This is a genomic window from Burkholderia pyrrocinia (assembly GCF_003330765.1).
Taxonomy (GTDB): Bacteria; Pseudomonadota; Gammaproteobacteria; order Burkholderiales; family Burkholderiaceae; genus Burkholderia; species Burkholderia pyrrocinia_B.
This window is the reverse complement of record NZ_CP024904.1, coordinates 202,627-228,859: the sequence shown is the minus strand read 5'-3', so window position 1 is coordinate 228,859 and position 26,233 is coordinate 202,627. Positions and strand designations below refer to the sequence as shown.

Below are 26,233 nucleotides of genomic sequence, written 5' to 3'. Positions count from 1 at the left end.
GTCCTCATGCGGCCGCTTGCGCGGCAGTGGGCGACGCGACAACGGTCGTGCATGCGCGGAGGCGCGCACCGTCGGCGGCCCATACCCGGCAATCGTGGCATGCGCCCGTCAGGCAGCATCCGGCCCGCTCCTCGGGCCCGAACCCGGACTGCCGCACGTGACCGGTCTGCGTCGGCATCGCAACCAGCAACGTATCGCCTTCGAGCCCGTTCACGATCCCGCCGTCGGTCCGGAACGCGACGGGGCGCCGGCCGGCTTCAGCAAGACGAACGAATCGCACTGTCATATCGAATCCCCCGGGCACTCGCTTCAATGCAGGAAGTCCTGCATCCGGTAATACGCGCCGACAAACGGCAGGAACCACGCGTGCCCGAAATGGCCGGGCATCGCCGGCCAGTCGAGCTCGCGCCACGGATTCGATGCGGCCGCGCCATACAGCACGTCGGCCATCACGCGGCCCATGTGCACGGACATCTGCACGCCGTGGCCGCTATAGCCCATCGAGTAATAGAGCCCGTCGTGCTGGCCCGCGCGCGGCAGCCGGTCGGCGGTGATGTCGACCAGCCCGCCCCAGCAGTAATCGAGTCGCACGTTCGCCAGTTCCGGGAAATAGCCGGCCATGCCGGCACGCAGGATGTCGCCGCTTTTCGCGTCGGAGCGCGGGCTCGACATCGCGAAGCGCGCGCGGCCGCCGAACAGCAGCCGGTTGTCGGGCGTCACGCGGAAGTAGTTGCCGATCTGGCGCGACGTCACGTACGCGCGGCGGTGCGGGAACAGCCGGCTCAGCTGTGCGTCGGGCAGCGGCTCGGTGACGACGATGAAACTGCCGACCGGCGCGATACGCCGCCGAAACCATGCGAACGGGCCGTGTTGCGATGCGCCGGTCGCGACCAGCACGCGGTCTGCGACGATCGTGCCGCGCGTGCAGGTGATCACGTGGCGCTCGCCTTCGAGCCGCTCGAGCTGCGTGACGGCCGCGTGCTCGTAGATGCGTGCGCCCGCCCGCACGGCAGCCTGCGCGAGCCCGACGCCCAACTTGCCCATGTGCATCTGCGCGCCATTGTGCTGCAACAGCCCGCCGTGGAAACCGTCGGAGCCGACTTCGTCGCGGATCTGCGACGGCTCGATCAGTTCGATGTCCGGATCGACGTCCCGCCGCAACGCATCGAATGTCTTCGCGAGCCCCGCGAAATGCTGCGGCTTCGCGGCGAGCTTCAGCTTGCCTGCACGCCGGAAGTCGCAGTCGATCGCGTGTTCGGCGACGATCGTCTCGACGCTCTTCACCGCGCTTTCGTATGCGCGATAGAACTGCCTCGCCTGCTCGGCGCCGATCCGCGCGACGAGCGACGCGTAGTCCTGCGCGACGCCGGTATTGCACTGGCCGCCGTTGCGGCCGGACGCTTCGCCCGCGACCTGCGCGGCTTCGAGCACGATCACCGATACGCCGCGCTGTGCGAGCGCGAGCGCGGCCGACAGGCCGGTGAAGCCGCCGCCGATCACGACCACGTCGGCGCGCCCTTCGACGGGCCCTTCGCAGCTGGTGCGAAACGCGGGGCGGGTATCCAGCCAGTACGATTCGAATTTCATCGCATCCTTCTCGAGCATTCCGGCGACGACGATCGGCGATCGCCCATTGAAAGCCATTTAATCATCGTCAAAAAGCGCAGTTGCCCCGTATTCGCGCACGGCGCGCGTGCAATCCACCGTTTTGTGCGACTGCCGCAGCACACCATGCGGAAAGCCGATCGCCGGCGCAGGCGCGTGCGATGAACGAAGGGTGCGGCACGCTACAGGCGCGCCGGTTGCACCGGCAGGACGACCGCCACCGGCTGTGCCTGGAAGCGCACGAGGTCTTCTTCGCTGCGATGACACAGCACTTGCGCGCCGTTGTCGAGCGTGCACAGCGGGGGCGCGGTCCGGTTGCAGACGCCGTCCACCCGCATCGAGCAGCGCGACAGGAACGGACACAGTTCGGCTTCATCGACGCTCGCGCCGATCGGCACCAGCGGACGGTGGCAGCGCTCGGCCGCATCGTCGAGCCAGCCCGCGCGCAGCTCCGGCGCCGACGAGACGAGCAGGTGCGAGTACGGGTGGTAAGGCGGTGCGCACAGCGCGTCGCGGCTGCCCGTCTCGACACGGCGGCCCGCATACAGCACGACGATGTCGTCGCTGATCGCGCGCACTTTCGCGATGTCGTGCGTGATGAACACGTACGACACGCCGAGCTTCGCCTGCAGGTCGCGCAGCAGATCCATGATCGCGGCGCCGACCACGGTATCGAGCGCCGACGTGACTTCGTCGCACAGGATCAGGTCGGGCTCGGCCGCGAGCGCGCGCGCCAGGTTCACGCGCTGCTTCTGCCCGCCCGACAGCTCGCCGGTGCGTCGCCCGGCGACCGCCTGCGGCAGCCGCACGAGTTCGAGGAGTTCCGCGACGCGCCGCCGTGCGCGCGCACCCCGGATCCCGTGATAGAACGCGAGCGGCCGCGCGAGCGTGCGCTCGACGGTATGCACCGGATTGAGCGCGGTATCCGCGTTCTGGAACACGATCTGCACGCGGCGATGCTGCTCCTTCGTGCGCTTGCCGACATCGCGCGCGAGCGGCTCGCCGTCGAGCAGAATCTGCCCGCCCGTGGCCGGCACCAGGCCCGCGATCACCTTCGCGAGCGTCGTCTTGCCCGAACCCGATTCGCCGATCACGCCGACCGTCTGCCCGCGCCCGATGCGCAAGTCGACTTCATGCAGGATCACTTTCGCCGGCCAGCCCTTCGCGGTGCGGCCACCATAGCCGGCGACCGCGCCGCGCACGTCTAGCAGCGGCGCCGGCGCGGGCTTCGCGTCCCGTTCGGCCTCGCCCGGCGTCACCGCCGCGATCAGGCTCTGCGTGTACGGATGCGCGGGCGCATGCAGGATCTGTTCGGTATCGCCCGATTCGCGGATCACGCCGTCGCTCAACACGACGATCCGGTCGGCCATCTGCGCGACGACGGCCAGATCGTGCGAGACGTACACGGCGCTCATGCCGCAGCGCCGGATCACGCTCTTGAACGCCTGCAGCACGTCGATCTGCGTGGTCACGTCGAGCGCCGTCGTCGGCTCGTCGAGGATGACCAGCTCCGGATCGGTGATCAGCGCCATCGCGGCCATCAGCCGCTGCAACTGCCCGCCCGACACCTGGTGCGGATAGCGCTTGCCGATCGTCCCGGGCTCCGGCAGCGCGAGCGCGCGGAACAGCTCGACCGCTTTCGCCTGCGCGTCGCGCTTCGTCATCGTCCCGTGGATCAGCGCGCTCTCGATCACCTGGTCGAGGATCGTGCGCGACGGATTGAACGCGGCGGCGGCGCTCTGCGCGATGTAGGCGACCCGGCGGCCGCGCAGCGCGGTCAGCGCCTGCGCGGACAGCGTGCAGAGGTCCTTGCCGTCGAGCTTGACCGAGCCGCCGGCGATCCGGCAACCGGCGCGCGCGTGGCCCATCAGCGACAACGCGATCGTGGTTTTGCCCGAGCCCGATTCGCCGATCAGCGCGAGTACCTCGCCACGCCGGATATCGAAGTCGACGCCGTCGACGATCGTCGTTTCCGCACCGCCCGGCCGGCCGCCGACCACGCGCAGCCCGCGCACCTCGACGAGCGGGTTCGATTCGTGTCGCATCAGTGTCCTCCCGCAGCGCCGGCCGCGGCCTTGCGGCGGCCGCGATGCGGCAAGCCGTCGATCAACAGGTTGACGCCCACCGTCAGGATCGCGATCGCAACGGCGGGCATGATCGCGACGGCCGAACCGTCGCCGAGGCTTGCGATGTTCTCGCGCACGAGCGAACCGAGGTCCGCATACGGGGGCTGCACCCCGAGCCCGAGAAAGCTGAGGCCGCTCAGCAGCAGCACGACGAACGTGAAGCGCAGCCCGGTGTCGGCGAGCATCGGGTGAATCATGTTGGGCAGCATCTCGACGCAGGCGATATACAGCGCGCTCTCGCCGCGTGCTCGCGCGACCTGCACGAACTCGAGCGTGCTGATGTTGACCGCCAGCGCGCGCGCGATCCGGTACGAACCCGGCATGTAGCTGATCGCCGCGGTCAGGATCAGCAGCGGCAGCGACGAGCCGAACGCGGCGACGATCATCAGCGCGAACATCTTCGACGGGATCGACGTGAGCGCGTCGAGCACGCGGCTCATCGTCTCGTCGACCACGCGGCCCGACACCGTCGCGAGCAGCCCGAGCGTGGTGCCGGACAGCGCGGCGAGCAGCACCGCCGCGAGCGCGAGCAGCACGGTCAGTCGCGTGCCGTACAGGATCCGGCTCAACATGTCGCGGCCGAGGAAGTCCGAACCGAACGGCAACTTCGCGCCGAACGGTGCGAACACGTCGGGCGTCACGATCGAGCCGACCTCGTGCGGCGCGAGCAGCGGCGCGAACACCGCGATGAACAGCATCAGTCCGACCATCGACAGGCCGACCCAGCCGCCCGTCGTCAGGCTCAGGCGCATGGCGCGGCGCTTGCGCGGCCGGTCCGGGGAAGGCGCGGCGGGCGGTGGCGGGTCGCCCCACGACGGGAGCGGATCGCCGGGCGGCGGCAGCGCGCTGCTGCGTTGTACGGGTTCGGTCGGGTGCATGGTCCGTCTCTCGGGAGAATGGTGGGCGATCAGGTCCGCAGTCGCGGGTTCGACACGATCGAGCACAGGTCGGCGAACAGCACGAGCATCAGATAGGCCACGCAGAAGATCAGCGTGCACGCCTGCACCAGCGGGAAGTCGCGGTTGCCGACAGCATCGACCATCAGGCTGGCCAGGCCCGGATAGTTGAAGATCGTCTCGACGACGATCACGCCGCCGAGCAGATAGGACAGGCTCAGTGCGATCGCATTGGCGATCGGCCCGATCGCGTTCGGCAGCGCATGGCGCAGCACGACGCGCGCGGGGCTCGCCCCCTTGAGCACGGCCATCTCGACATACGATGCGCTCAACTGCTCGATCACCGCGGCGCGCGTCATCCGTGCCATCTGCGCGATCACCACCGCACAGAGCGTCAGCACCGGCATCGCATAGGCACGCAGGAAGTCGTGGACGCTTTCGATCGGGCCGCTGTACGACAGTGCGGAGAGCCAGTGCAGCTTCACGGCGAGCACGAGCACGGCGACCGTCGCGATCAGGAATTCCGGTGTCGCGACGAGCGACAGCGTGCCGAGGCTGATCACGCGATCGATCACGGACCCGCGCTTGACCGCGGCGAGGATGCCGAACAGCAGCGCGATCGGCACCGACACGGCGGTCGTGATCGCCGCGAGCGTCAGCGATTTCGGCAAGCGGCCGCCGATCATGTCGGACACCGGCATGTCGCTCGACAGCGAGCGGCCGAAATCGCCGTGCATCAGGCCCGCGAGCCAGTGCACGTAGCGCACGTGGGCCGGCATGTCGAGGCCGAACTGCTGACGCAGCGCGGCGACCGTCTCCGGCGTCGCGGACTGGCCGAGCGCGGCCTGCGCGGCGTCGCCCGGCAGCAGGTTCGTGATCGTGAAGATGATCACGGACACGATCAGCAGCGTCAGCGCGGTGACCGCGATGCGGCGGCCGATCAGTCCGAGCAGGATACGGTTCATGGCGCGGCACTCCCGGAAAGGGCGTCCGTTGCCGGAGCGGGAACCCGCGCCGGCAACGCAACGCGGGCACGCAGCGGCGTCAAGCGGTCCACCACACGTGCTCGGCGAACATGCCACCCATCATCGGGCCGGTCGGGATCGAACCGAGGCCCGCGAGGCGCTTGTCGTACCCGTCGAGGAAGCTGATGAATGCCGGGATGCCGATCCTGCCCTGCTGCGCGACGAGCACCTGCATGTCGCCATACATCTGCTTGCGCTTCGCATCGTCGGTCTCCGAACGCGCGGCGAGCAGCAACTGGTCGAACTTCGGGTTCTTCCAGCCCGACTCGTTCCACGGCGCATCCGACTTGAAGAACTGCGTGAACAGCACGTCGGCGCTCGAGCGCGGGTTGATGTTGCCGAAGCCGAGCGGATGCTTCATCCAATGGTTCGACCAGTAGCCGTCGGGCGACACGCGGTTCACCTGCAGGTTCAGCCCGATCTTCTGGCCGGCCTGCTGCAGCAGCACGGCCATTTCGATCGACCCGTTCGCGTCCGACGTCGCGTAGATCGGCGGCAGCGCGACGCCCAGCGCGCCGGCCTTCTGGAACAGGAATTTCGCCTTGTCCGGATCGTGCGGTCGTTGCGGCAGCGACGCGTTGAAGTAGCGATGGCCCGGCGGAATCGGCTGATCGTTGCCGATCACCGCGTAGCCGCGGAACACCGCCGAGCGAATCTGCTCGCGGTCGAACAGGTACTTCATCCCCTCGACGAAATCCGGGTTCGCGGTCAGCGGGCTTTCGCTGCGCATGATGAGGTCGGTATAAAGACCCGACTTGGTTTCCTTGAGCGCATAGCCGGGCGTCGACGCGACACGCTGCGTCGAGCGCGGATCGATCGCATTCACCAGTTGCACGTCGCCCGACAGCAGCGCGTTCAGGCGCGCGGCGCTGTCGCTGATGCCGATCAGCTCGACCTCGTCGAGATACGGCATCCCGGGCTTGAAGTAGCTGTCGTTGCGCACGCCGACCGTCGAGACGCCGGGCTTGAAGGACTTCAGCTTGTACGGACCGCAGCCGATGCCGGTCGTGAAGTCGGTCGTGCCATCCTTGACGATCACGAGTTGAGGCGTCGCGAGGATCACGGGCAGGTCCGCGTTCGCGCTGGCGAGCGTGAGCGTGACCGCGTCGGGGCCGGTCACCTTCGCGTCGGTGAACTGGTCGGCGATCGTCTTGACCTTCGATGCAGTGGCCGCGTTCTTGTGGCGCATCAGCGAGAACACGACGTCGGCCGGGCCGACCGTCTTCCCGTCGTGGAACGTGACGCCCTTGCGCAGCTTGATGATCCAGGTCTTCGCGTCGGTCGTCTGCAGCGACTCGGCCAGGTTCATCTGCGGCGTCAGGCTTGCATCCAGCTGCGTGAGGCCGCTGTAGAACATGAAGAAGCGGATGTAGTCGGCGCCCGTCGAGCCCTTGGCCGGATCGAGCGTATCGGCCGTCGAGCTCGATTCGTTCGCCACCCGGATCTTGCCGCCGCGCTTCGGCACGGGCGCGGGCGCGGCGAACGCTGACTTCGTCCCCATCAGCAGCCCGCCGGTGCCAACGGCCATCATGCCGCTCGCTGCCATGACCCGCATCATGTCGCGGCGCGTAAAGCCGCCCTTGTCGCCGCCGTTGTCGATATCGTCGCTCATCCGAACTGCTCCTGACTGTGGAAAGTGGGTCCTGGGGTCCAGCGTGGTTCGAGAATCCCGCCGCGCCCGCCGGCTGGTGGCGAGCGCAACGTCTTGCGTATTGAGTTCATTTAAGCACCGCCAAAATGCCGGTTGTCGCGATTCGGGGCGGCTGCACGACACGATTCGACCGTTTTGGGCCGTCTGCGCAGCATGATTTGCTGCGCGTCCGCGAGCCGGAGATGGTCGAGGCGAGCCGAATGTCCTGGTCGGCCGCGACGCCCGCATGCCGCAGTGAGCCGCCCTCTCCACCGTCTCCAGGAAAACACGCATGAAAGTTCAGAAGATTTCCCGTTTGCACGAAGCCGATCTGCCCGACGACTGGGGCACGGCCGGATTGCCCGGCACCGAGCCCGCCCGCGTGGCGGGCCGCCAGGTGGTCATCCCGGGCAGCGAGGCGTTCGACACCGGCGTATTCGAATGCACGCCGGGCACTTACCGGCGCACGGTGAAGGAAGCGGAGGTGATGCATTTCCTCGCGGGTGCCGGCACGTTTGCGCCGAACGGCGAGGAGGCGGCCGAGTTCGGCGCGGGCGACACGCTGTTCTTCGCCGCGAATACCGAAGGGCTGTGGCAGGTGCGCGAAACGATGCGCAAGGTCTACGTGATCTTCTGACGCCGACAGCCTGCCGCGTACCCGGGTTCTCCCGGGTACGCGGCAGGCGACGGTCGCTTACAGACCGAGCTGCGTCGCGAGATGGCCGATGTCGGATACCTCGTAGTAGTTGTAGAACGGCGTGCCCGGCTCGTGGCCGCGATTGACGAATGCCTTGTGCTTGATGCCGAGATCCTCGGCCGTCATCAGGTCGTAGCGCAGGCTCGACGACACGTGCAGCACGTCCTGCGGCTGGCAGCCGAGCTTGCCGAACATGTATTCGAAACCCTGCATGCGCGGCTTGTACGACTGCGCCTGCTGCGCGGTGAAGACCGCGTGGAACGGCGCGCCCAGCTTGTCGACGTTGCTCATGATCTGGTCGTCCGACGCATTCGACAGGATCACCAGCTTGTACTTCTTCGCGAGCCGCGACAGGCCGGCCGGCACGTCCGGGTGCGGCCCCCAGGTCGGGACGGCCAGATAGAAGCGTTCGGCCTCGGCTTCGTCGAACTTCACGCCGAGCCTGTCGCAGGTGCGCCGGATCGCATTGACGACGACGTCGCGGTACGGCTTCCAGGCACCGAGCACCTCGTCGAGCCGGTATCCGGAGAACACGCGCACGAATTCCTCGAGATCGACCGGAGAGAGCCGGTCCGCGTAAATCTCGCGCGCCATGTCGCCCATCCGGAAGCGGGTCAGCGTGCCATAGCAGTCGAACGTGATGAATTTCGGTTCAAAGTTGATCATGTGACGTCCTGTCGGTGTAAAGCCCCGGCAGGGCCGGGGACGGGCTGGGTTGAACGAAATTGAATCAAGGCAAAAAATCCTTCGCACGTCGTTCCGCGCCGCTCAAAACGCAGAACCGCCGCGTGTTGCCGGGCCTGCACGGCACGATCTGCGGCGCCGCCCGGACCGTGCGCGGGATGCTGCGAGACAGCAACGCGCCGCACCTCGCACTGCTTCAATCGTACTGGCGCGTGCGCAGCAGAAGCTGCCGGAATGACCGTCCCGCGCGGCACGAAGCGCGCGTTCCGTCGCGCTGGTCGAGCGGGTTTGCGTCGATCTCGCGCAACCGGCCGCTGCCGGCGTAAAACAGGCGAATCGTCCTATCCGCGCCGTACCGCCGCTGGCAGAGTGGATGCGTCATTCCTACCGATCCGGAGTCCGGCGTGGCCGACCTCAACCCTTCCCGCACGCTTACCTATCGCCCGTTCGCCGAACGCGACCTGCCCGCCGCGCATCGGCTGTCTGAAGCGTTCAACTGGCCGCATCGGGTCGACGACTGGCGCTTCGTGCTGCAGCTCGGCAGCGGCTTCGTCGCCGAGGACGAGACCGGCGTCGTCGGCACCGCGCTCGGCTGGCGTTTCGGCGAGTCGCACGCGTCGCTCGGCATGGTCATCGTGTCGCCCGAGTACCAGGGCCGCGGCATCGGCCGCGAACTCCTCGCGCGGATCGTCGACAGTTTCGGCGAGCGGACCGTCTTTCTGCATGCGACGCCAGCCGGCGAACCGTTGTACGAGAAATTCGGATTCGAGGTGGTCGACACGATCGATCAGCACCAGGGCGCCGCGTTCCAGCCGCCGCTGATCTCGCTGCCGCCCGGCGAACGACTGCGGCCGATCGGCGCGAACGACGGCCCGCGACTCGCCGCGCTCGCGTCGCGGGCGGCCGGCTATCCGCGCGACGGGGTGATCGATGCGCTGCTCGGCGTCGCCAACGGCATCGCGCTCGATCGCGACGGCGAACTGCTCGGCTTCGCGCTGTTTCGCCGGTTCGGCCGCGGCCATGCGATCGGCCCGGTGATCGCGCCGGATGCGCTGCGCGCGCAGGCGCTCATCAGCCACTGGCTCGCGCTGCACGAGGGCATGTTCGTGCGCCTCGACGCGCCGGGCGACAGCGGGCTGTCCGACTGGTTGCAGGGGCTCGGGTTGCCTCGCGTCGACACGGTCGTCGCGATGGTGCGCGGCGCGGCGCCCGCGCGCGATCCGGCGCTGCGCGCATTCGCGATCGTCAACCAGGCGCTCGGCTGAGCGATGGGTGAGACGAGCTTCGTCTACAAGGCCGATCCGGTGCGCGGCGCGCAATGGGCACGCCGCTTCGCGCAACAGGCGCCCGATCTCGCGTTCCGGATCTGGCCGGACATCGGCGATCCGGACGCGGTGCGCTACCTCGCTGCATGGCAACCGCCCGACGATCCGGTCGCGCTGCTGCCGAACCTCGAGATCGTGTTCTCCGTCGGCGCCGGCATCGACCAGTTCGACCTGTCGCGCGTGCCCGCGCACATCCCGGTCGTGCGGATGATCGAGCCCGGCATCGTCGACGGCATGGTCGAGTATGTGACGCAGGCCGTGCTGACGATCCACCGCGACCTGTTCGACTACGCGGCGCAGCAACGCGCGCAGGTATGGCACGAGCGGCCGGTGTGCGCGGCCGCGTCGCGCCGCATCGGCGTGCTCGGGCTCGGCACGCTCGGCCAGGCCGTGCTCGACATGCTGCGGCGCTTCGGCTTCCCGTGCGCCGGCTGGAGCCGCACGCCGCGCACGCTCGACGGCGTCGAGTGCCATGCGGGCGACACGGCGCTGGATGCGTTCCTGGCGCGCACCGACATCCTGATCTGCCTGCTGCCGCTGACGGACGACACGCGCGGGTTGCTCGGCGCGCGCGTGTTCGACGCGCTGCCGGACGGCGCGTCGCTCGTGCAGGTCGGACGCGGCCCGCAACTCGACGCGAACGCGCTGCTCGCGGCGCTCGACAGCGGCCGGCTCGACAGCGTGATCCTCGACGTGACCGACCCCGAACCTTTGCCGGCCGGCCATCCGTTCTGGTTGCATCCGCGCATCCGGATCACGCCGCATATTGCCAGCGCGACGCGGCCCGACACGGCCGTCGACGCCGTGCTCGCGAACCTCGCGCGCCACCGTGCAGGACAGCCGATGATCGGCGTCGTCGATCGCGTGCGCGGATATTGAACGGATTGAACGGGTTGAACGGGTGACCCGCGCCGGGCCGGGGGCGCAGCAGAAAATGTCGATGCGCCCCGTGCAAACGCCGCATCCGTACGTTTCAGGCTGCAAATTGAAGGCACGCGGGGCTTTCTCGCTCGTTAGGATGGGTTCACCTCTGACACCCGACGAGAGTCCCGCCCCGCCATGACCCAATCCGCGCTGATCGAAGCCGATCGTCAACACCTGATCCATCCCGTCGTCAACTATCGCGTGCACGAAGCGCGCGGCGTCACCGTGCTCGAATCCGCCGACGGCGTGTTCCTGCGCGACGCGGACGGCCACACGCTGCTCGATGCGTTCTCCGGCCTGTGGTGCGTCAACGTCGGCTACGGCCGCGACAGCATCGTCAAGGCGGCAGCCGACCAGATGGCGAAGCTGCCGTACGCAACCGGCTATTTCCACTTCGGGTCGCAGCCGGCGATCGAACTCGCCGAGCGGCTCGCGGCCCTCGCGCCCGCGTCGCTCAACCGCGTGTACTTCACGCTCGGCGGCTCGGACGCCGTCGATTCCGCGGTGCGCTTCATCACGCACTATTTCAACGCCACCGGCCGCCCGTCGAAAAAGCACATGATCGCGCTCGAGCGCGGCTATCACGGCTCGTCGTCGATCGGCGCCGGACTCACCGCGTTGCCGGCGTTCCATCGACATTTCGACCTGCCGCGCGCCGACCAGCACCACATTCCGTCGCCCTACCCGTATCGCCACCCGCTCGGCGACGATCCGCAGGCGCTGATCGCCGCATCCGTCGCCGCGCTGGAATCGAAGGTCGCGGAACTCGGCGCGGACAACGTCGCGGCATTCTTCTGCGAGCCGGTGCAAGGCTCGGGCGGCGTGATCGTGCCGCCCGCAGGCTGGCTGAAGGCGATGCGCGACGCATGCCGGCGCCTCGGCATCCTGTTCGTGGCCGACGAGGTGATCACCGGCTTCGGCCGCACGGGCCCGCTGTTCGCGTGCGAGACCGAAGGCGTCGAGCCGGACCTGATGACCGTTGCCAAGGGGTTGACGGCCGGCTATGCGCCGATGGGCGCGGTACTGATGTCCGACGAGATCTATGAAGGGATCGCGGGCAGTCGCACCGATTCCGCGGTGGTCGGGCATGGCCAGACGTATTCCGCGCATCCGGTCAGCGCCGCGATCGGCCTCGAGGTGCTGAAGCTCTATCACGACGGCGGGCTGCTCGCGAACGGCCAGGCGATGGCGCCGCGCTTCGCGGCGGGCCTTGCCGCACTGCGCGATCACCCGCTGGTCGGCGATGCGCGTTCGGTTGGCCTGCTCGGCGCGCTCGAACTGGTAGCCGACAAGGCGCGCAAGACGCGCTTCGACCCGGCGCTGAACCTATCCGACCGGATCACGGCGGCCGCGTACGCGAACGGCATCGTGTTCCGCGCGTTCGGCGACGGCGTGCTCGGTTTCGCGCCGGCGCTGAGCTTTACCGCCGGCGAATTCGACCTGATGTTCGATCGCTTGCGCAAGACGCTCGACGACGTGCTGGCCGACGCGGGCGTGCAGCGCGCGCTCGACGCCGCCCACGCGCAGCCGGCGTGAGTCGGGCGTGAATCGGGCGAGGGAAAGCCGGGCTTGTGGCGGCTACCGTTCGACTCTAAAGTAACCGGACATTCCATTTCTGCCTTCTCACGCGAACATGACGGATAGCAAGCTAGACCGGATCGACCTGCGCATTCTTTCCCAGTTGCAAAAGCGCGGGCGCATGACCAACGTCGAACTGGCCGATGCAGTCGGACTGTCGCCGAGCCCGTGCCTGATCCGCGTGAAGCGGCTCGAGAAAGCCGGCTACATCGCCGGGTACGGCGCGCACATCCAGCTCGAGAAGCTCGGCGACGTGCAGGTGGTGTTTACCGAGGTCACGCTGGCCGACCACCGGCGCGAGGACTTCGACCGGTTCGTCGCGGCGATCCGCAATGTCGACGAGATCGTCGAATGCCATCTCGCGAGCGGCGGCTACGACTATCTGCTCAAGTTCGTCACGCGCAGCGTGAGCCATTACCAGACGATCGTCGAAGGGCTGCTCGAGCAGAACATCGGCATCGAGAAGTATTTCAGCTACGTGATCATCAAGTCGCCGTTCGTCAAGCGGCACTATCCGCTCGAGTCTCTGTTCGGCGACCGGCACTGACGAGCGGCGGCGGCTACCCCGAGCGCAGCCGCGCGCCATACGCGCGTCGTCGCGACGGGTCCGCCGGCCGCCGTCGAGCCGCCCTCATCCAAGGACCTGCCATGTCACTTACCCTCTCTCGCACCGAACTCGTTCGCAGTGCCAACCTGATCGACGGCGCGTGGCGCGACGCGCTCGACGGCCGTCACTTCACGGTCACCGATCCGGCAACGCTCGAGCGCGTCGCCGACGCACCCGACAGCGGCGCCGCCGACGCACGGGCCGCGACCGACGCGGCCGCGCGCGCGCTGCCCGCGTGGCGCGCGACACCGGCCCGCGAACGCGCGGCGATCCTGCGGGCGTGGCATGCGGCGATCGTTGCGCACACCGAGGATCTCGCGAAACTGATGTCGCGCGAACAAGGCAAGCCGCTCGCCGAAGCGCGCGGCGAAGTCGCGTATGGCGCGTCGTATGTGATGTGGTTCGCCGAGGAAGCGACCCGCACGTACGGCGACCTGATTCCGCAACAGCAGCGCGGCAAGCGGCTGAGTGCGGTCATGGAGCCGATCGGCGTCGTCGCCGCGATCACGCCGTGGAATTTCCCGCTCGCGATGATCGCGCGCAAGATCGCGCCCGCGCTCGCGGCCGGCTGCACGGTCGTCGCGAAGCCGGCCGAAGACACGCCGCTCACGGCACTCGCGCTGGCGTTCCTCGCGCAGGAAGCCGGTGTGCCGCCCGGCGTGCTGAACATGATCGCCGCATCGCGCGAGCACGGCATCAACGCGGTGGCCGACTGGCTCGCCGACGGCCGCGTACGCAAGATCACGTTCACGGGATCGACGCCCGTCGGCAAGCTGCTCGCACGCGAATCGGCCGCGACGCTCAAGAAGCTGTCGCTCGAGCTCGGCGGCAATGCGCCGTTCATCGTGTTCGACGATGCCGAGCTCGACGCCGCCGTCGACGGGCTGATGGCCGCCAAGTTCCGCAACGGCGGCCAGACGTGCGTGTCGCCGAATCGCGTGTACGTGCAGGCGCGAATCTACGACGCATTCGCCGCGAAGCTCGCCGCGCGGGTCGGTGCGTTGAAAGTCGCGCCGGCGACCGACCCGGCCGCGCAGATCGGCCCGATGATCAACGCGCGCGCGGTCGACAAGATCGCGCGTCACGTCGACGATGCGGTCGAGCGCGGCGCCCGCGTACTGACGGGCGGCAGGCGCTTGCCCGAACTGGGGCCGAACTATTACGCGCCGACCGTGCTCGCCGATGCGACTCCCGGCATGCAGCTCGGTTGCGAGGAGACGTTCGGGCCGGTCGCCGCGCTGTTTCCGTTCGACACCGAGGACGAAGCCGTCAGCGCCGCGAACGACACGCCGTTCGGGCTCGCCGCGTATTTCTACACGCAGGACGTCCGGCGGATCGCGCGCGTGTCGGCACGGCTCGAAACGGGCATCGTCGGCATCAACGAGGGCGCGCTCGCGAGCGAGGCCGCGCCGTTCGGTGGCGTGAAGGAATCGGGTTATGGCCGCGAAGGTTCGCGCCACGGCCTCGACGACTACCTGTCGATCAAGTACCTGTGCCAGGGCGGGCTCGACTGATCGCGCGCCCGTTTCTTTCAATTTCATTACGCGATGCGCTTCATCGACGAAACCGGCGTGCCCGACTGACACGCCGGTTTCGATGGTGACGGCAGGCCGGCCGTACACGGCGACGGCCCGCTCGTTCCCGCGACGAACGTACCGGCATCGACCGGCGCTTTTCCTCCAACGCTCATGCCGTTCAGGAACGCTGACTAAACATCATCCCGAGAGGATGAGACACGCTCACGCGCACAAACGAATCGAAGCAAATCCTTAACCGCCGCGTCACGATCGACCACCACAATTCGCCATCTTCGATCATCAGGATGGAGTCTTGCATGTTTGCATCACGAAGCCGTTTCCCGCTGCACGTCGCAGCCCTGTCGAGCGCGATCGTACTGGCTGCCTGCGGCGGCGGCGACGATGTCGTCTCGACTAACCCGACAACTGCGGCAGTTCCGGCGCCGCCGGCCGACCCCGGCTTCGTCGACAGCGCGCCCGTGCCGAGCGTTGCGGCCTTCGTCGACAACATCGCGACCAACCAGCGTGGCGACGCGCGCTATGCGACGCTGTCGACGAACGCCGCCGTGCGCGTGGTGAGCCGCTTCCTCGATCTGTGGCAACCGTCGACCATGCTGGTCGATGCGGGCGTCACCGCGCCGGCCAACGGCGCGTTTCCGGCCATCTCGCCGTCCACCTGCTCGGGACTGCCCGGCAGCGGCACACCGTGCGGCACGATCCTGAACGGCACGGTGCTGTCGGCCAACGTGCAGTACGTGGTCAACGCGACGACCGCGCGCACGCAGCAGCAGGCGGATGCCGCGTACTACGACGACCGGCGCGGCAAGGGCTACAGCGTGACCGACGGCATGGGCCCGCTCACCACGGCATGGCGCACCGCGGCGCAGCAGACGACCAGCATCACCAGCGTTCCCGCCGATGCCACGACCGTCCTGTACAACGACAGCGGCAACAACGTCGGCGTCGGCAGCAGCGGCAACGCGAATTTTGGGAAAGTCGTCGACCTGCTCAACGAGATGGGCAACAACGCGTCGACCGAACCCGCGAAGCGCTTCTACAAGTATGCGCGACCGTATCGCTGGAGCACGAGCGTCGTCGTCGCGCCGACGCTCGTTCCCGCGGAAAGCACGACGCCCGCGACCGACGGCGGTTTCATCAGCGGCCACGAAGCCGAAGCGATGCGCGATGCGATGACGATGGCATGGCTCGTGCCGGAGCGATTCCAGGAAATGGTCGGCCGCGGCCTCGAACTGGGCGAGAACCGGATTCTGGCCGGCATGCACTCGCCGCTCGACGTGATCGGCGGCCGCATGCTCGCGCTGGCCGTCAGCGCGGCCAACCTGACCGCGTACACCGGCGACGCGCAAGCCGCGTATGGCCAGGCGCACCAGACGCTGCAGCAGCTCACCGGCACCACCGATGCGACGTTCACGACGTTCGCGCGCTCGGGCACGACCACGACGGACCGGTTTGCCAACTACGCGACGAGCAAGGCGGCGTTCATGCGGCGCATGACGTTCGGCTTCGGCGCGATCGAATCGACCGACGCGCCGCCGGTCGTGCCGAAGGGCGCCGAGATCCTGCTGCAGACGCGCTTCCCGTATCTGGGCGCCGACCAGCGGCGCGTCGTGCTGAAGACCACCGAACTGCCGTCCGGCTTCCCTGTGATGGACGATGCGGAAGGCTGGGGCCGCCTGAACCTGTTCGCCGCCGCCGATGGGTACGGTGCATTCAACGGCAACGTGATCGTGTCGATGGACGCGTCGAAGGGCGGACTCAACGCCGCCGACCTGTGGCGCAACGACATCGCGGGCGCCGGCAAGCTGACGCTGCAAGGCACCGGCACGCTGACGCTGGCCGGCAACAACAGCTATACGGGCGGCACGCAGGTCGGCGGCGGCACGCTCGCTGCCGCGTCAGCGAAAGCGTTCGGCAACGGCGACGTGTATGTCGGCGCCGGCGGCGGCATCCGGATCGCGGCAGGCGCGCCCGTGACGGTCGCGACCCGCTATACGCAGCTCGACAATACGACGCTCGAACTCGACATCGACGGCAACGGCGGCGGGCGCCTGCGCGTGGGCGGCGCGCTCACCGTCGCGGGCGGCACGCTGCACGTGAAGTTCGTGAACGGCTATGCGCCGAAAGCCGGCGACACCATCGCGCTGATCGATGGCGCAGCCGGTTCGGCGAAGTTCTCGACGGTGACGGTCGACGGGTTCAAGGCGACGCCCGTTTATACGGCGACGGGCGTGTCGATCACGTTGTCGGCGGCGTAGCCGACACGCGGCGCGTCGGCGGAACGTTCCCCGCTTCGAACGTCTCGTCGCGAGCGCCGTCCGGGCGCTCGCGTCACCGCGGATCGAGACCGCTGCGTTGCAGGATGGCCGCGGCCGGCGCGGTCTTCAGGAACGCCACGAATGCACGCGACGCGTCGGCTGCCCGTGCATGCGCGGCGATCGCGGACGAAATCATGCTCGTCTTCTGCACGTCGGCCGGCAGCGGACCCGCGAAATCGATGCCGGGCGTCACCTTCAGTTCGCTGATCTGCTGCAGCCCGAGCGCGCCGCTGCGGCGCAAGCCGGCCCGTTCGCGCCGCAGCGCACGGACCAACGGCAAGGTGTCGGCTTCGCTCGCCGTTGGCCCGAACTGATGATCCTCCACCCGAAGCAAAGTACGTGCCGCGCGGCGGCACGTACTTTGCTGCTCGCGACGGCATCCACTAACCTCCGGGCATCGACGTGACAAGCAAATCAGGCGAAATTCACATCGGCATCTCGAGCTGGCGCCATGACGGCTGGCGCGGCACCTTCGATCCGAAAGGGCTGAAGCAGGCCGCCGAGCTGCGGTACGCATCGGGTCGGATGCAAACGATTGAAATCAACGGTACGCATTACAGCTTGCAAGCTTTCGACAGCTGGCTGCACGGGTACGAGCAAACGCCGCCGGGTTTCACGTTTCGGCACGCCGCGCGCCAGCAGTCCGCGCTATGAAACCAAACCGCAAGGAGAAAAACGATGACCCTGCTTATCTACCTGGTCGGATGGATCATTTTCATCGGCGGCGTGGCGTGGGGATTGACGACGCTGCATGTCTCGCAGCACATCATCGCGATCGTGGCCGTCGTTCTGTTCGGCATCGCGGTCATTACCGGTGCGACGCGCGCACGGAATCGCGACCGTTCGTAGCGCGATGCGCCTGCCGGCGCGCCAGACAAGGACACGCGGGCAGGCGCCACGCGCGGACGCCGAGAGCGTATCGCGACCGCGCCCGCGCCCGCAGCATCCCGGCCCGGCCACCTCACCGCCGGTTCGGCCGCGACACCTATCGGCAGACGACCCGGTATCGTGTGGCGGTTCGCGCGTAGCGCGCCCTCGCGGCTGAGCGCGGTACGAACGTTTATCGCGGCGACCGGGCGCACGCTCGACGCATGAACGACAAGCGCATGCGCTCCGGTGCACGTCGTACGGTTTGCGTCGTCATCGCCATCGCCATCGCCATCGCCATCGCCAGATAGTAGGCAACGCATGCGTTCTTTGCGTGTGCAACGGCGACTGCGCTACGCTCGATCCGGCCTCGTATCGAGGTCGAAAATTTAAGCGCTTAAATCTCAGAAGCCCGTGATCCGTCGAGCGACCGGGCCCATTACTGGAGGATGACGATGAACAGACGATCGATGTTGCGCTGGAGCGTTTCAACCGCGGCGCTCGCGTGCCTCGACCTGGCCGGCCCGCTGCCGGCCTTCGCGCAACGCACCGCGCGCGGCGCGGCGGCGAGCCCGTTCGCGATGGGTGCCGACGTATCGACGCTGCCGGAACTCGAAGCCCATGGCGCAACCTTCTTCGACCGCGGCGGCGCCGCGCGCGACTGCCTGAAGATCCTGCGGGCGCACGGCGTCGACGCGATCCGCATCAAGGTCTGGAACGACCCCGGCAACCCGGACTTCTTCCCCGCGAACCAGAGCGCCGCGGCCGGCTACAACGATGCGGCGCACGCCATTGCGCTCGCGCGACGTGCGGCCGCGCTCGGGATGCGCATCCTGATCGACTTCCACTACAGCGACTGGTGGGCCGATCCGGGCAAGCAATACCCGCCGCATGCGTGGGCCGGCAAGAACCTGGCCGACACCTGTGCGTTGCTGTCCGCGTACACGACCGACGTGCTGCGCCGGCTCGAACGCGTCGGCGTGCGGCCCGAGTGGGTGCAGATCGGCAACGAGATCACGGGCGGCATGCTGTGGCCGCTCGGTCGCTACGATCAGTGGGACAACCTCGCGCAATTGCTGAAGACGGGCCACGACGCGGTGAAGGCCGTCGATCCGCGCATCAAGGTGATGCTGCACGTCGACAGCGGCGGCGACAACGGGAAGAGCCGCTGGTGGTTCGACAGCGCGACGCAGCGCGGCGTCGCGTTCGACGTGATCGGCCTGTCGTACTACCCGCAATGGCAAGGCGCGCTCGACGACTTGCGCAACAACGCGAACGATCTCGCGGTGCGCTACGACAAGGAGCTGATCGTCGTGGAAACCGCGTATCCGTGGACCACGAGCGATGGCGATTCGGAGCCGAACGCGATGACGAACACCGGATCGACGGCTTTCCCGCCGTCGCCGGCCGGGCAGGCGCAGTTCCTCTCGGCCGTGGTCGACATCGTGAAGGGCGTGCCGGGCAACCGCGGCTCGGGCGTGTTCTGGTGGGAACCGGAATGGATCCCGACACCGGGCGTCGGCTGGAAGCTCGGCGCGGGCGATCAGTGGGACAACAACACGCTGTTCGACTTCCACGGCCACGCGCTGTCGTCGCTCGACGCATACCGGCGACGCTGACCCGCCACCGCACTGGCGCGCGCCGCGCGTCAGTGCGGTGCGTCGAAGCGGCCGCGCGGCCGCTTCGGCACGCGTGTTGCGCCGGCCTGCGGGTCGCGCGCATCGTGAACGAGCAGCGCGAGCGCCACGAGTGCGAGCGCGCCGCAGCCCGCGAACGTCGCACGATAGCCGAACAGGTCGACGCACGCGCCCGACAGCACACCCGACACGATCGAGCCGACGCGCGCCGTACTGAAAAACATCGCGGTCGCGGTGCCGGGGCGCGTCGGCATCAGGTCGCACACGCGCGTCATGCCGAGGCACGACGTGATCGCGACCACGCACGCGCTCAGCAGTTGCAGCGGCAGGATCGCGTCGACGCGCGTCACCGCGGCGAGCCCGGCGAAGTACACAGCATGCACGGCCGCGCACCCCGTCAGCCAGCGCGCCTTGTTCAGCCGGGTCGAACGGACGCCGAGCCACAGCATCATCGGGATCTCGAGCAACGCGGCGAGGCCGAGCGCGGCCGACACGTTGGTCGGTGTGCCGCCCAGCCCGCGCACGATATACAGCGGCAGCACGATCATCGTCGCGTTCGCCGCGAGCCCGATCAGCATGAGTGCGGCAAGCGTGCGCAGCACGACTGCGCGCGGCGCGACGACGGCCGGCGCCGCGTCGACCGGCGCGTGCTCGTCCGGCAGCACCGGATCGCTGCCGGATGCACGCGTCGTGGCTGCCCTGTCCGCATCGGCCGCCGCCGGCCGGCGCGCGGGTTCCGGAATCCGCGCGACGATCACCGCACACGCGACAAAGCCGGCGGCCGCCGCGAGAAAGAGCCCGGTGAAGCCCGCCTGCGCGAGGATCAGCGCGCCGAGCGCGGGGCCGAACACCCATGCGACCGACAACATCGTGCGCAGTGCGGCCGAGGCCAGCTCGCGCTGCGCGTCGCTGTCGACCGGCAGCACCGCCCGCGCGAACGAGAAGATCTGCGACAGCGACACGGCGCCCGCGCCGAGCAGGATCGTGCCGGCCGCGATCACCGGCACCGGCGCGCGCAGCACGCACAGCAGCGCGAACCCGAGCGCAGCGGCCGCGAGCGACACGACGAGCAGCGGCCGGTGCCGGTCGCGGCGATCGGACCAGCGGCCGGCCCACGCGCTCGCGACGACGCCGCTCGCCGCGATCAGCGTCATGAACACGCCCGCGAGAAACGGCGACATCGCGGCCGCCTCGACGCCGAACAGCGACAGGTACGGCGCGGTAAACGACATCGCGACGCCGAGCATCAGCGCCGCGGCGGACAGCGGAACGAAATGCGCGATCCCGGCCAGGCCGCCGAAATGCGCATGCAGCGACCGCAGCAATCGCATCGCGTCAGTCCGGCTCGACCCATGCGGCCAGGTCGACCGCGCCGAGTTCCGGGCCGCCGAGCACGAATCGCGCGCCGGCCGGCGCGGGCAGCGTGCACGGCGCGTCGCCGTAATTCAGCGCGAACACGACGCGCCCGCGCCGGCGCAATCTCAGGCCGTCGGGCAGCGCCGCCACGGACAATCCGGCATCGCGCGCGCAGCGGCCGATGATCGCGCGCAACAGCGCGCGATCGAAGCACGCGGTCGCCATCGTCACGTGCGCGCGCCGCACCAGCGCGGGTACGCCGTCGTCGCACGCCGCGAGCACGTCGATTCCGGTCGCCGCGTCCATGTCGACGTGATCGCGCCATTTCACCGCGTGACCGTCGATACCGTCGAACGCGACGCGCGGTGCGAGCGACGGCCGCAGCGATTCGACTTGCGCGATCCGCATCGGCAGCACGTCTCGCAGCTTGCCGGGCGCAAGGCCCGGCACGATCGCGAAGTCGGCCGTGCGCGAACCCGTGCGCGGCCCGAACAGCCAGTGCGTACCCCCGCGCGCGACCTGCGCGGCGACGCTATCCGGGACGACCGGCAGCGTCGGCACGACGACCAGCGCATAACGCGACACGTCGGCATCGGCCGCGACGATGTCGACGTCGAGCCCCAGCTCGCGCAGCGCGCGATACCAGTCGAACGCGTGCTGCTGATAGTCGAAATCGGCACCGTGCGGCTGGATCCGGATCATCCAGTCGGCCTCGTAGTCGAACAGCAGCGCGACGCGCGCTGGAGCGGCCGCGCCCTCGACAAGCGCGCGGTCGAACGCGGCCAGCTCGCGGGCCACGCGCGCCACTTCATGTCCGCCCGCTGACAGCTTGTCGTCGGGGGCATTGAGGCCCGAATGCAGTTGCTCCTGCGCGTGCGGATACTGCCGCCAGCGGAAATACGACACGAGTTCCGCGCCGTGCGCGAACGCTTCCCACGTCCACAGCCGCACTGCACCGGCATGCGGCACCGGGTTGTGCGGCCCCCAGTTGACGGGCCCCGCCTGCTGCTCCATCACCCACATCCGGCCGTTGCCGACGCCGCGATACAGATCGTGCGAGAACGCCGACACGTCCGGATGGCCCGTGCGGGCCCAGCGATGCTTGTCCTGCTCGTCGAGCGGCAGCACTTCGGTGCGCGGCACCGGATAGCTGTCCCACGCGGCGACATCGAGCCCGGTCCCGGTGCGCGCGAACGCGTAGTGATCGAACTCGGTGAAAAAGCCCATGAAGTTGTGCAGCACGTCGCGCCCCGGCGCGTGCGCGCGGATCGCATCGACCTGTGCCGCATGAAAGCGCGCGACCTCGTCCGACTGAAAGCGGCGGAAATCGAGCACGTGAGCGGGATTCGCGTCGGTCGGCGTATGGTGCGGCAGTTCGATCTCGTCGAAGCCGCGATACTCCATGCTCCAGAACACGTTGCCCCACGCGCGGTTCAGCGCACCGACGTCGCCGTAGCGCGCGGCGAGCCATGCGCGAAAAACCGTCAACGCCGCGTGCGTGTAGCTCGGCAGCGTGTTGTGGCAGCCGAGTTCGTTGTCGGTCTGCCACGCGATCACGGCCGGATGCGCGCCGTAGCGCCGCGCCATCGCGTCGACGATCCGCACGCAGTGTTCGCGATACACGGGGCTCGAGATGTCGTAATGGCGACGCGAACCGAACTGCCGGACGGTGCCGTCCGCGCCGACCGGCAGGATCTCCGGATGACGGTCGACGAGCCATTTCGGCGGCGCTGCGGTCGGCGTACCGAGCACGATCTTCAGGTGCTGGCGCGCGAGCGTGTCGATCGCTTCGTCGAGCCACGCCCAGTCGTAGCGGCCGGGCTCCGGCTCCATCCGGCTCCACGCGAATTCGGCGATCCGCACGTGCGTCAGGCCGAGTTCGGCCATCCGCCGCGCGTCGCGGTCCCATTGTTCGCGCGGCCAGTGTTCGGGGTAGTAGCAAACGCCGAGGTGCATCGTGGATTCCTTGCAGGAAGAGGAAGGGGTGGACGGATTCAGCCTTTCGTCGCGCCGAACGTGAGCCCTGCGACGAAGTGCTTCTGCATCGCGAAGAACATCGCGACCGACGGCAGCGCGGCGAGCACCGAACCGGCCGACACGAGGTTCCAGGCGGTGGTCCACTGCCCCTTGAGCGCGGCGACGCCGACGGTGATCGGTGCCGCATCGTCGCCTTGCGTGAGGCACAGCGCCCAGAAGTAGTCGTTCCACACGAATGTGAACACGAGGATCGCGAGCGCCGCGAGCGCCGGCCGCACGAGCGGCAGCACGACGCGCCAGTAGATGGCCCACTCGGACGCGCCCTCGACGCGCGCGGCCTCGATCAGCTCGAACGGCAACTCGCGGATGAAGTTGCGCAGGAACAGCGTGCAGAACCCGGTCTGGAACGCGGTATGGAACAGCACGAGCGCCCACACGGTGTTGTAGAGGCCGATGTCGAGCATGATCTGGCGCACCGGAATCATCAGGATCTGGATCGGCACGAAATTGCCGGCGACGAACAGCCCGAGCAGCACGGCGTTGCCGCGGAACCGGTAGTTCGCGAGCGCATGGCCCGCGAGCGACGCGAGCAGGATCGATGCGGCGACCGACGGCAGCGTGATCAGCAGGCTGTTCGCGAAGTAGTGGAGCATCGGCGTCTGCGTGAGCGCGGTGCCGTAGTTGTCGACGAACGCGAACTGCTTCGGCCAGCCCCAGTAATTGCCGGCCATCACCTCGTCGGTCGAGCGAATGGACGTGACGAGCACCGCGAGCAGCGGCACGAGCCACAGCACGAGCGCGCACGGCAGCGACAGGCGGTACAGCCAGCGGGACGAACGTCCCCAGCGTGATACGGGCATCGGGTACATGAATGGCGGTCCTTAGGGTCTGTTTACATATGGAACGCACAAGCGTTGCCACGAGAACGGCCGCTCGCGAGGCGCGTGACGCCGCGAATACTGACGTATTCGCAAGGAGCGCAACGCGGCGAGCGGTCGTTCTCGTGGCAACCCCAAATTAAAAAATACATTCCACGGGAATGCCCGAAATCGCCCGTATGGCGGCGTCGCTCGTCGCTTGTCCCCCAAGGGGACTTCCTTCGGGGCGTTTGGCTCGGCCAAACGGCGCTCCTCACTTCTTGCCCTACGAGCGATTTCGGGCATTCGCTTGTGCGTTCCATATGTAAACAGACCCTAAGATTCCACGCGCACCAGCTTGCGCAGCTGCCACACGATATAGACGAGCATGATCGCGAACAGCACCACCGCGATCGCGGCCGAATAGCCTTCTCGGTAGTACTTGATCGCCTGGTCGACCATGAAGTACGCGAGCACGGTCGAGCTGTCGAACGGGCCGCCGCCCGTCATCACCGAGATCAGGTCGAAGCTGCGCAGCGCGCCGATCACGGTCAGCACCACCGCCATGAACGTGGCGGGGCGCAACTGCGGCAGGATCACGTGCCACAGCAGCGTGAAGCCGCGCGCGCCTTCCATCCGTGCGGCCTCGACGATTTCGCTGTTGATGCCCGTGAGCCCGGTCAGGTAGAGGATCATGCAGAACGGGATCTGCGGCCACAGCGCCGCGACGATCACGCCGTAGGTCGCATAGCGCGGATCGCCGAGCACCGGGATGCCGTGCCCGACGACCAGCTTGAGCAACCCGAACGTCGGGTCGTAGAACCACGAGAACACGAGGCCGACGACGACGCCCGGCAGCACGAACGGCGCGAAGAACAGCGACTTGACGAGCCGGATCCCGAACACGTTCTGGTTCAGGTAAAGCGCGAGCGCGAGGCCGAGCGGCGGTGCGGCGAGAAACAGCAGGAGCCAGACCAGGTTGTTCTTCAGCGCGACGTAGAACGTGTCGGACTGCAGCAGCTCGCGATAATTGTCGAGCCCCGCATAGGTCATCGGCGTCATCCCGTCCCAGTGATGAAAGCTCAGCCAGATGCTGCTGACGATCGGGTACAGCACGAACACGGTGAAGAGCGCGAAACCCGGCAGCACGAACAGCAGCGCGGCGCGGTTGCGTCGGCGCGCGAGCGTCGCGCGGGCAGGCCGCTGCGGGCCGGCGTCGCGACGCGCGGCGCCTTCGGACAGGCTGGTTGACATGATGTGACCTTCGACGAAACGAACATGACGGTGACGACGGAGCGCCGGACCGGCCGGGCCGGTCCGGTCGAGCGGCGCGCTACTTCCGGTAGATGCGCTTGCGGGTCTGTTCGAGGCGCTGGAGGATCGCGTCGAGCTGCGTCGGGTCGGACAGGAACTGCTGCATCGCCTTCATCCCCTCGTCCGCCATTTCCTTCGTCATGTCGCGGTCGTAGAACTGCGCGATGCCGCCCGGCGTCGTCGCCAGCGTGTGGAAGCCGATCTTCGAGATCGGGTCCTGCGGCTCGGGCGCCTTGTTGTTCGACGGCAGCTGCCCCATGCCCTTCGAAAATTCGCCGTTGATCGCAGGTTGCCCGATGAACGCGAGCAGGCGCCGGGCATCCGTCTTGTTGTGCGCCTTCGCCGGGATGATCAGCACGTTGACCGGGCCGTCCTCGGCAAGCGGCACCGACGCGTCGATCACCGGGAAGCGGAAAAAGCTGATCGGGTTGCGCGTCGCGCTCAGCAAGCCCGCCGAATACCAGGTGCCCATCAGCGTCATCGCGGCCTGACCGTTGACGATCAACGGGCTCAGCGAATCGACATCGTAGGACAGCGCGTTGTCGATGAAATACTTGTCGTCGATCAGCTTCTTCCATGCCGCGTACACGGCACGCACGCGCGGATCGGTATAAGCGACGTCGCCCGACATCAGCTTCTGATGGAATGCGTAGCCGTTGATCCGCAGGTCGAGATAGTCGAACCACGCGGCAAGCGTCCACGCATCGCGCGCGGCCACCGCGATCGGCGCAATGCCCGCCGCCTTCAACTTGCGGCATGCGTCGAGAAACTGCGCCCAGTCGGCCGGCTCGCCATGAATGCCTGCCTTCTCGAACAGATCCTTGCGGTAGAACAGGCCATACGCGTCATAGCCGAGCGGCAGGCTGTAGATTTTGCCGCCATAGGTCGACGACTGCTTCACGGCGGCATACGCGTCGTTCCAGCCGTTCTTTTGCCAGTCCGGCGCAAGATCCTCGATCAACCCGCGCTTCGCAAAGTACGCAAGGCGTTCTCCGTTGTTCCAGCTCAGCACGTCGGGCGGATCGGTCGCGAGCCAGCCGGACATCTGCACCTTGTACGCCTCCTCGCCGACGTAGCTGACCTTCAGGTCGATGTCCGGATTCGCCTTGTGGAACTGGTCGAACACCGCTTGCCACGTTGCGCGCTGGTTACCGCGCGCGGCTACGTTCACCTTCAGCGTGCCCGCGTCGGCCGTACCCGCGGCGAACGCGGCGGCAGTCGTCAGGGCAAGCAGCAGTCGGCTCGCACGAAATCTCATCGTTGTCTCCTGGTATT

General features: G+C 68.0%; 23 protein-coding genes and 1 pseudogene. 10 read left to right on the top strand and 14 right to left on the bottom strand.

Annotated features, from left to right (window positions below):
• Positions 1-4 precede the first annotated feature (4 nt).
• The 6 genes from CUJ89_RS34125 to CUJ89_RS34100 all read right to left on the bottom strand — a co-directional run bounded on the left by CUJ89_RS34125 (position 5) and on the right by CUJ89_RS34100 (position 7,264).
• The gene (locus CUJ89_RS34125; RefSeq protein WP_114181871.1) at positions 5-286 is read right to left on the bottom strand and encodes a 2Fe-2S iron-sulfur cluster-binding protein; all 282 of its coding nucleotides are present in this window, start codon (positions 284-286) and stop codon (positions 5-7) included.
• 23 nt (positions 287-309) lie between these two features.
• The gene (locus CUJ89_RS34120; RefSeq protein ID WP_114182447.1) at positions 310-1,587 is read right to left on the bottom strand and encodes an NAD(P)/FAD-dependent oxidoreductase; all 1,278 of its coding nucleotides are present in this window, start codon (positions 1,585-1,587) and stop codon (positions 310-312) included.
• 200 nt (positions 1,588-1,787) lie between these two features.
• Positions 1,788-3,650: an ABC transporter ATP-binding protein gene (locus CUJ89_RS34115; RefSeq protein ID WP_114181870.1), complete on the bottom strand. Its 1,863-nt coding sequence runs from the start codon at positions 3,648-3,650 to the stop codon at positions 1,788-1,790.
• Entirely contained in the window at positions 3,650-4,609 is a 960-nt protein-coding gene (locus tag CUJ89_RS34110) for an ABC transporter permease (protein ID WP_114181869.1), read from the bottom strand. The genes CUJ89_RS34115 and CUJ89_RS34110 overlap by 1 nt, the downstream gene beginning before the upstream one ends.
• Positions 4,610-4,638: 29 nt before the next feature.
• Positions 4,639-5,592 carry an ABC transporter permease gene (locus CUJ89_RS34105; protein WP_114181868.1) on the bottom strand — a complete coding sequence of 318 codons (954 nt, stop codon included), beginning with the start codon at positions 5,590-5,592 and terminating at the stop codon, positions 4,639-4,641.
• A gap of 79 nt (positions 5,593-5,671) precedes the next feature.
• Positions 5,672-7,264: an ABC transporter substrate-binding protein gene (locus tag CUJ89_RS34100; RefSeq protein WP_114181867.1), complete on the bottom strand. Its 1,593-nt coding sequence runs from the start codon at positions 7,262-7,264 to the stop codon at positions 5,672-5,674.
• A gap of 310 nt (positions 7,265-7,574) precedes the next feature.
• On the opposite strand from CUJ89_RS34100, the gene CUJ89_RS34095 reads away from it, so the two are divergent.
• On the top strand, positions 7,575-7,919 hold the full coding sequence (locus tag CUJ89_RS34095) for a cupin domain-containing protein (protein ID WP_114181866.1): 345 nt from the start codon (positions 7,575-7,577) through the stop codon (positions 7,917-7,919).
• Between the two features lie 57 nt (positions 7,920-7,976).
• On the opposite strand, the gene CUJ89_RS34090 is transcribed toward CUJ89_RS34095, so the two are convergent.
• Both CUJ89_RS34090 and CUJ89_RS37910 read right to left on the bottom strand, forming a co-directional pair.
• The gene (locus tag CUJ89_RS34090) at positions 7,977-8,645 is read right to left on the bottom strand and encodes a haloacid dehalogenase type II (protein WP_114181865.1); all 669 of its coding nucleotides are present in this window, start codon (positions 8,643-8,645) and stop codon (positions 7,977-7,979) included.
• A 214-nt stretch (positions 8,646-8,859) separates the two neighbouring features.
• Positions 8,860-9,045 (bottom strand): hypothetical protein, encoded by a 186-nt coding sequence (locus CUJ89_RS37910; protein WP_152036691.1) that lies wholly within the window; start codon positions 9,043-9,045, stop codon positions 8,860-8,862.
• A gap of 22 nt (positions 9,046-9,067) precedes the next feature.
• On the opposite strand from CUJ89_RS37910, the gene CUJ89_RS34080 reads away from it, so the two are divergent.
• The 6 genes from CUJ89_RS34080 (at position 9,068) to CUJ89_RS34055 (ending at position 16,890) form a co-directional block, all read left to right on the top strand.
• Positions 9,068-9,928 (top strand): GNAT family N-acetyltransferase, encoded by an 861-nt coding sequence (locus CUJ89_RS34080; RefSeq protein ID WP_114181863.1) that lies wholly within the window; start codon positions 9,068-9,070, stop codon positions 9,926-9,928.
• Positions 9,929-9,931: 3 nt separating this feature from the next.
• Positions 9,932-10,867, top strand: coding sequence for a 2-hydroxyacid dehydrogenase (locus tag CUJ89_RS34075; protein WP_114181862.1), 936 nt, complete (start codon positions 9,932-9,934; stop codon positions 10,865-10,867).
• Positions 10,868-11,047: 180 nt separating this feature from the next.
• On the top strand, positions 11,048-12,448 hold the full coding sequence (locus CUJ89_RS34070) for an aspartate aminotransferase family protein (RefSeq protein WP_114181861.1): 1,401 nt from the start codon (positions 11,048-11,050) through the stop codon (positions 12,446-12,448).
• A gap of 97 nt (positions 12,449-12,545) precedes the next feature.
• Positions 12,546-13,037, top strand: coding sequence for an Lrp/AsnC family transcriptional regulator (locus CUJ89_RS34065; protein WP_035975765.1), 492 nt, complete (start codon positions 12,546-12,548; stop codon positions 13,035-13,037).
• Positions 13,038-13,138: 101 nt separating this feature from the next.
• Positions 13,139-14,611 (top strand): NAD-dependent succinate-semialdehyde dehydrogenase, encoded by a 1,473-nt coding sequence (locus CUJ89_RS34060; RefSeq protein WP_114181860.1) that lies wholly within the window; start codon positions 13,139-13,141, stop codon positions 14,609-14,611.
• A gap of 320 nt (positions 14,612-14,931) precedes the next feature.
• Positions 14,932-16,890, top strand: a complete 1,959-nt coding sequence (locus CUJ89_RS34055) for a phosphatase PAP2 family protein (RefSeq protein ID WP_114181859.1) — start codon at positions 14,932-14,934, stop codon at positions 16,888-16,890.
• A 73-nt stretch (positions 16,891-16,963) separates the two neighbouring features.
• Here the strand turns inward: CUJ89_RS34055 and CUJ89_RS34050 are convergent, their stop codons facing one another.
• Entirely contained in the window at positions 16,964-17,230 is a 267-nt protein-coding gene (locus CUJ89_RS34050) for a substrate-binding domain-containing protein (protein ID WP_236655131.1), read from the bottom strand.
• Positions 17,231-17,352: 122 nt separating this feature from the next.
• Here CUJ89_RS34050 and CUJ89_RS34045 point away from each other — a divergent pair.
• From CUJ89_RS34045 to CUJ89_RS34040, 3 genes and pseudogenes are all read left to right on the top strand, one after another.
• Positions 17,353-17,571: pseudogene (locus CUJ89_RS34045) on the top strand (DUF72 domain-containing protein); the annotation flags it as partial.
• Positions 17,572-17,628: 57 nt separating this feature from the next.
• Positions 17,629-17,799: a hypothetical protein gene (locus CUJ89_RS38415; protein ID WP_201752445.1), complete on the top strand. Its 171-nt coding sequence runs from the start codon at positions 17,629-17,631 to the stop codon at positions 17,797-17,799.
• 473 nt (positions 17,800-18,272) lie between these two features.
• Positions 18,273-19,436: an arabinogalactan endo-beta-1,4-galactanase gene (locus CUJ89_RS34040; RefSeq protein WP_114182446.1), complete on the top strand. Its 1,164-nt coding sequence runs from the start codon at positions 18,273-18,275 to the stop codon at positions 19,434-19,436.
• A gap of 29 nt (positions 19,437-19,465) precedes the next feature.
• On the opposite strand, the gene CUJ89_RS34035 is transcribed toward CUJ89_RS34040, so the two are convergent.
• From CUJ89_RS34035 to CUJ89_RS34015, 5 genes are all read right to left on the bottom strand, one after another.
• Entirely contained in the window at positions 19,466-20,785 is a 1,320-nt protein-coding gene (locus CUJ89_RS34035; RefSeq protein ID WP_114181857.1) for an MFS transporter, read from the bottom strand.
• Between the two features lie 4 nt (positions 20,786-20,789).
• Positions 20,790-22,766, bottom strand: coding sequence for a beta-galactosidase (locus tag CUJ89_RS34030; protein WP_114181856.1), 1,977 nt, complete (start codon positions 22,764-22,766; stop codon positions 20,790-20,792).
• Between the two features lie 38 nt (positions 22,767-22,804).
• Positions 22,805-23,656 carry a carbohydrate ABC transporter permease gene (locus CUJ89_RS34025; protein ID WP_114181855.1) on the bottom strand — a complete coding sequence of 284 codons (852 nt, stop codon included), beginning with the start codon at positions 23,654-23,656 and terminating at the stop codon, positions 22,805-22,807.
• Positions 23,657-23,980: 324 nt separating this feature from the next.
• A complete protein-coding gene (locus tag CUJ89_RS34020; protein ID WP_114181854.1) occupies positions 23,981-24,898 on the bottom strand; it encodes a carbohydrate ABC transporter permease in 918 nt (305 codons plus the stop codon).
• Positions 24,899-24,977: 79 nt separating this feature from the next.
• Positions 24,978-26,216 carry an ABC transporter substrate-binding protein gene (locus tag CUJ89_RS34015; RefSeq protein WP_114181853.1) on the bottom strand — a complete coding sequence of 413 codons (1,239 nt, stop codon included), beginning with the start codon at positions 26,214-26,216 and terminating at the stop codon, positions 24,978-24,980.
• Positions 26,217-26,233: the final 17 nt, after the last annotated feature.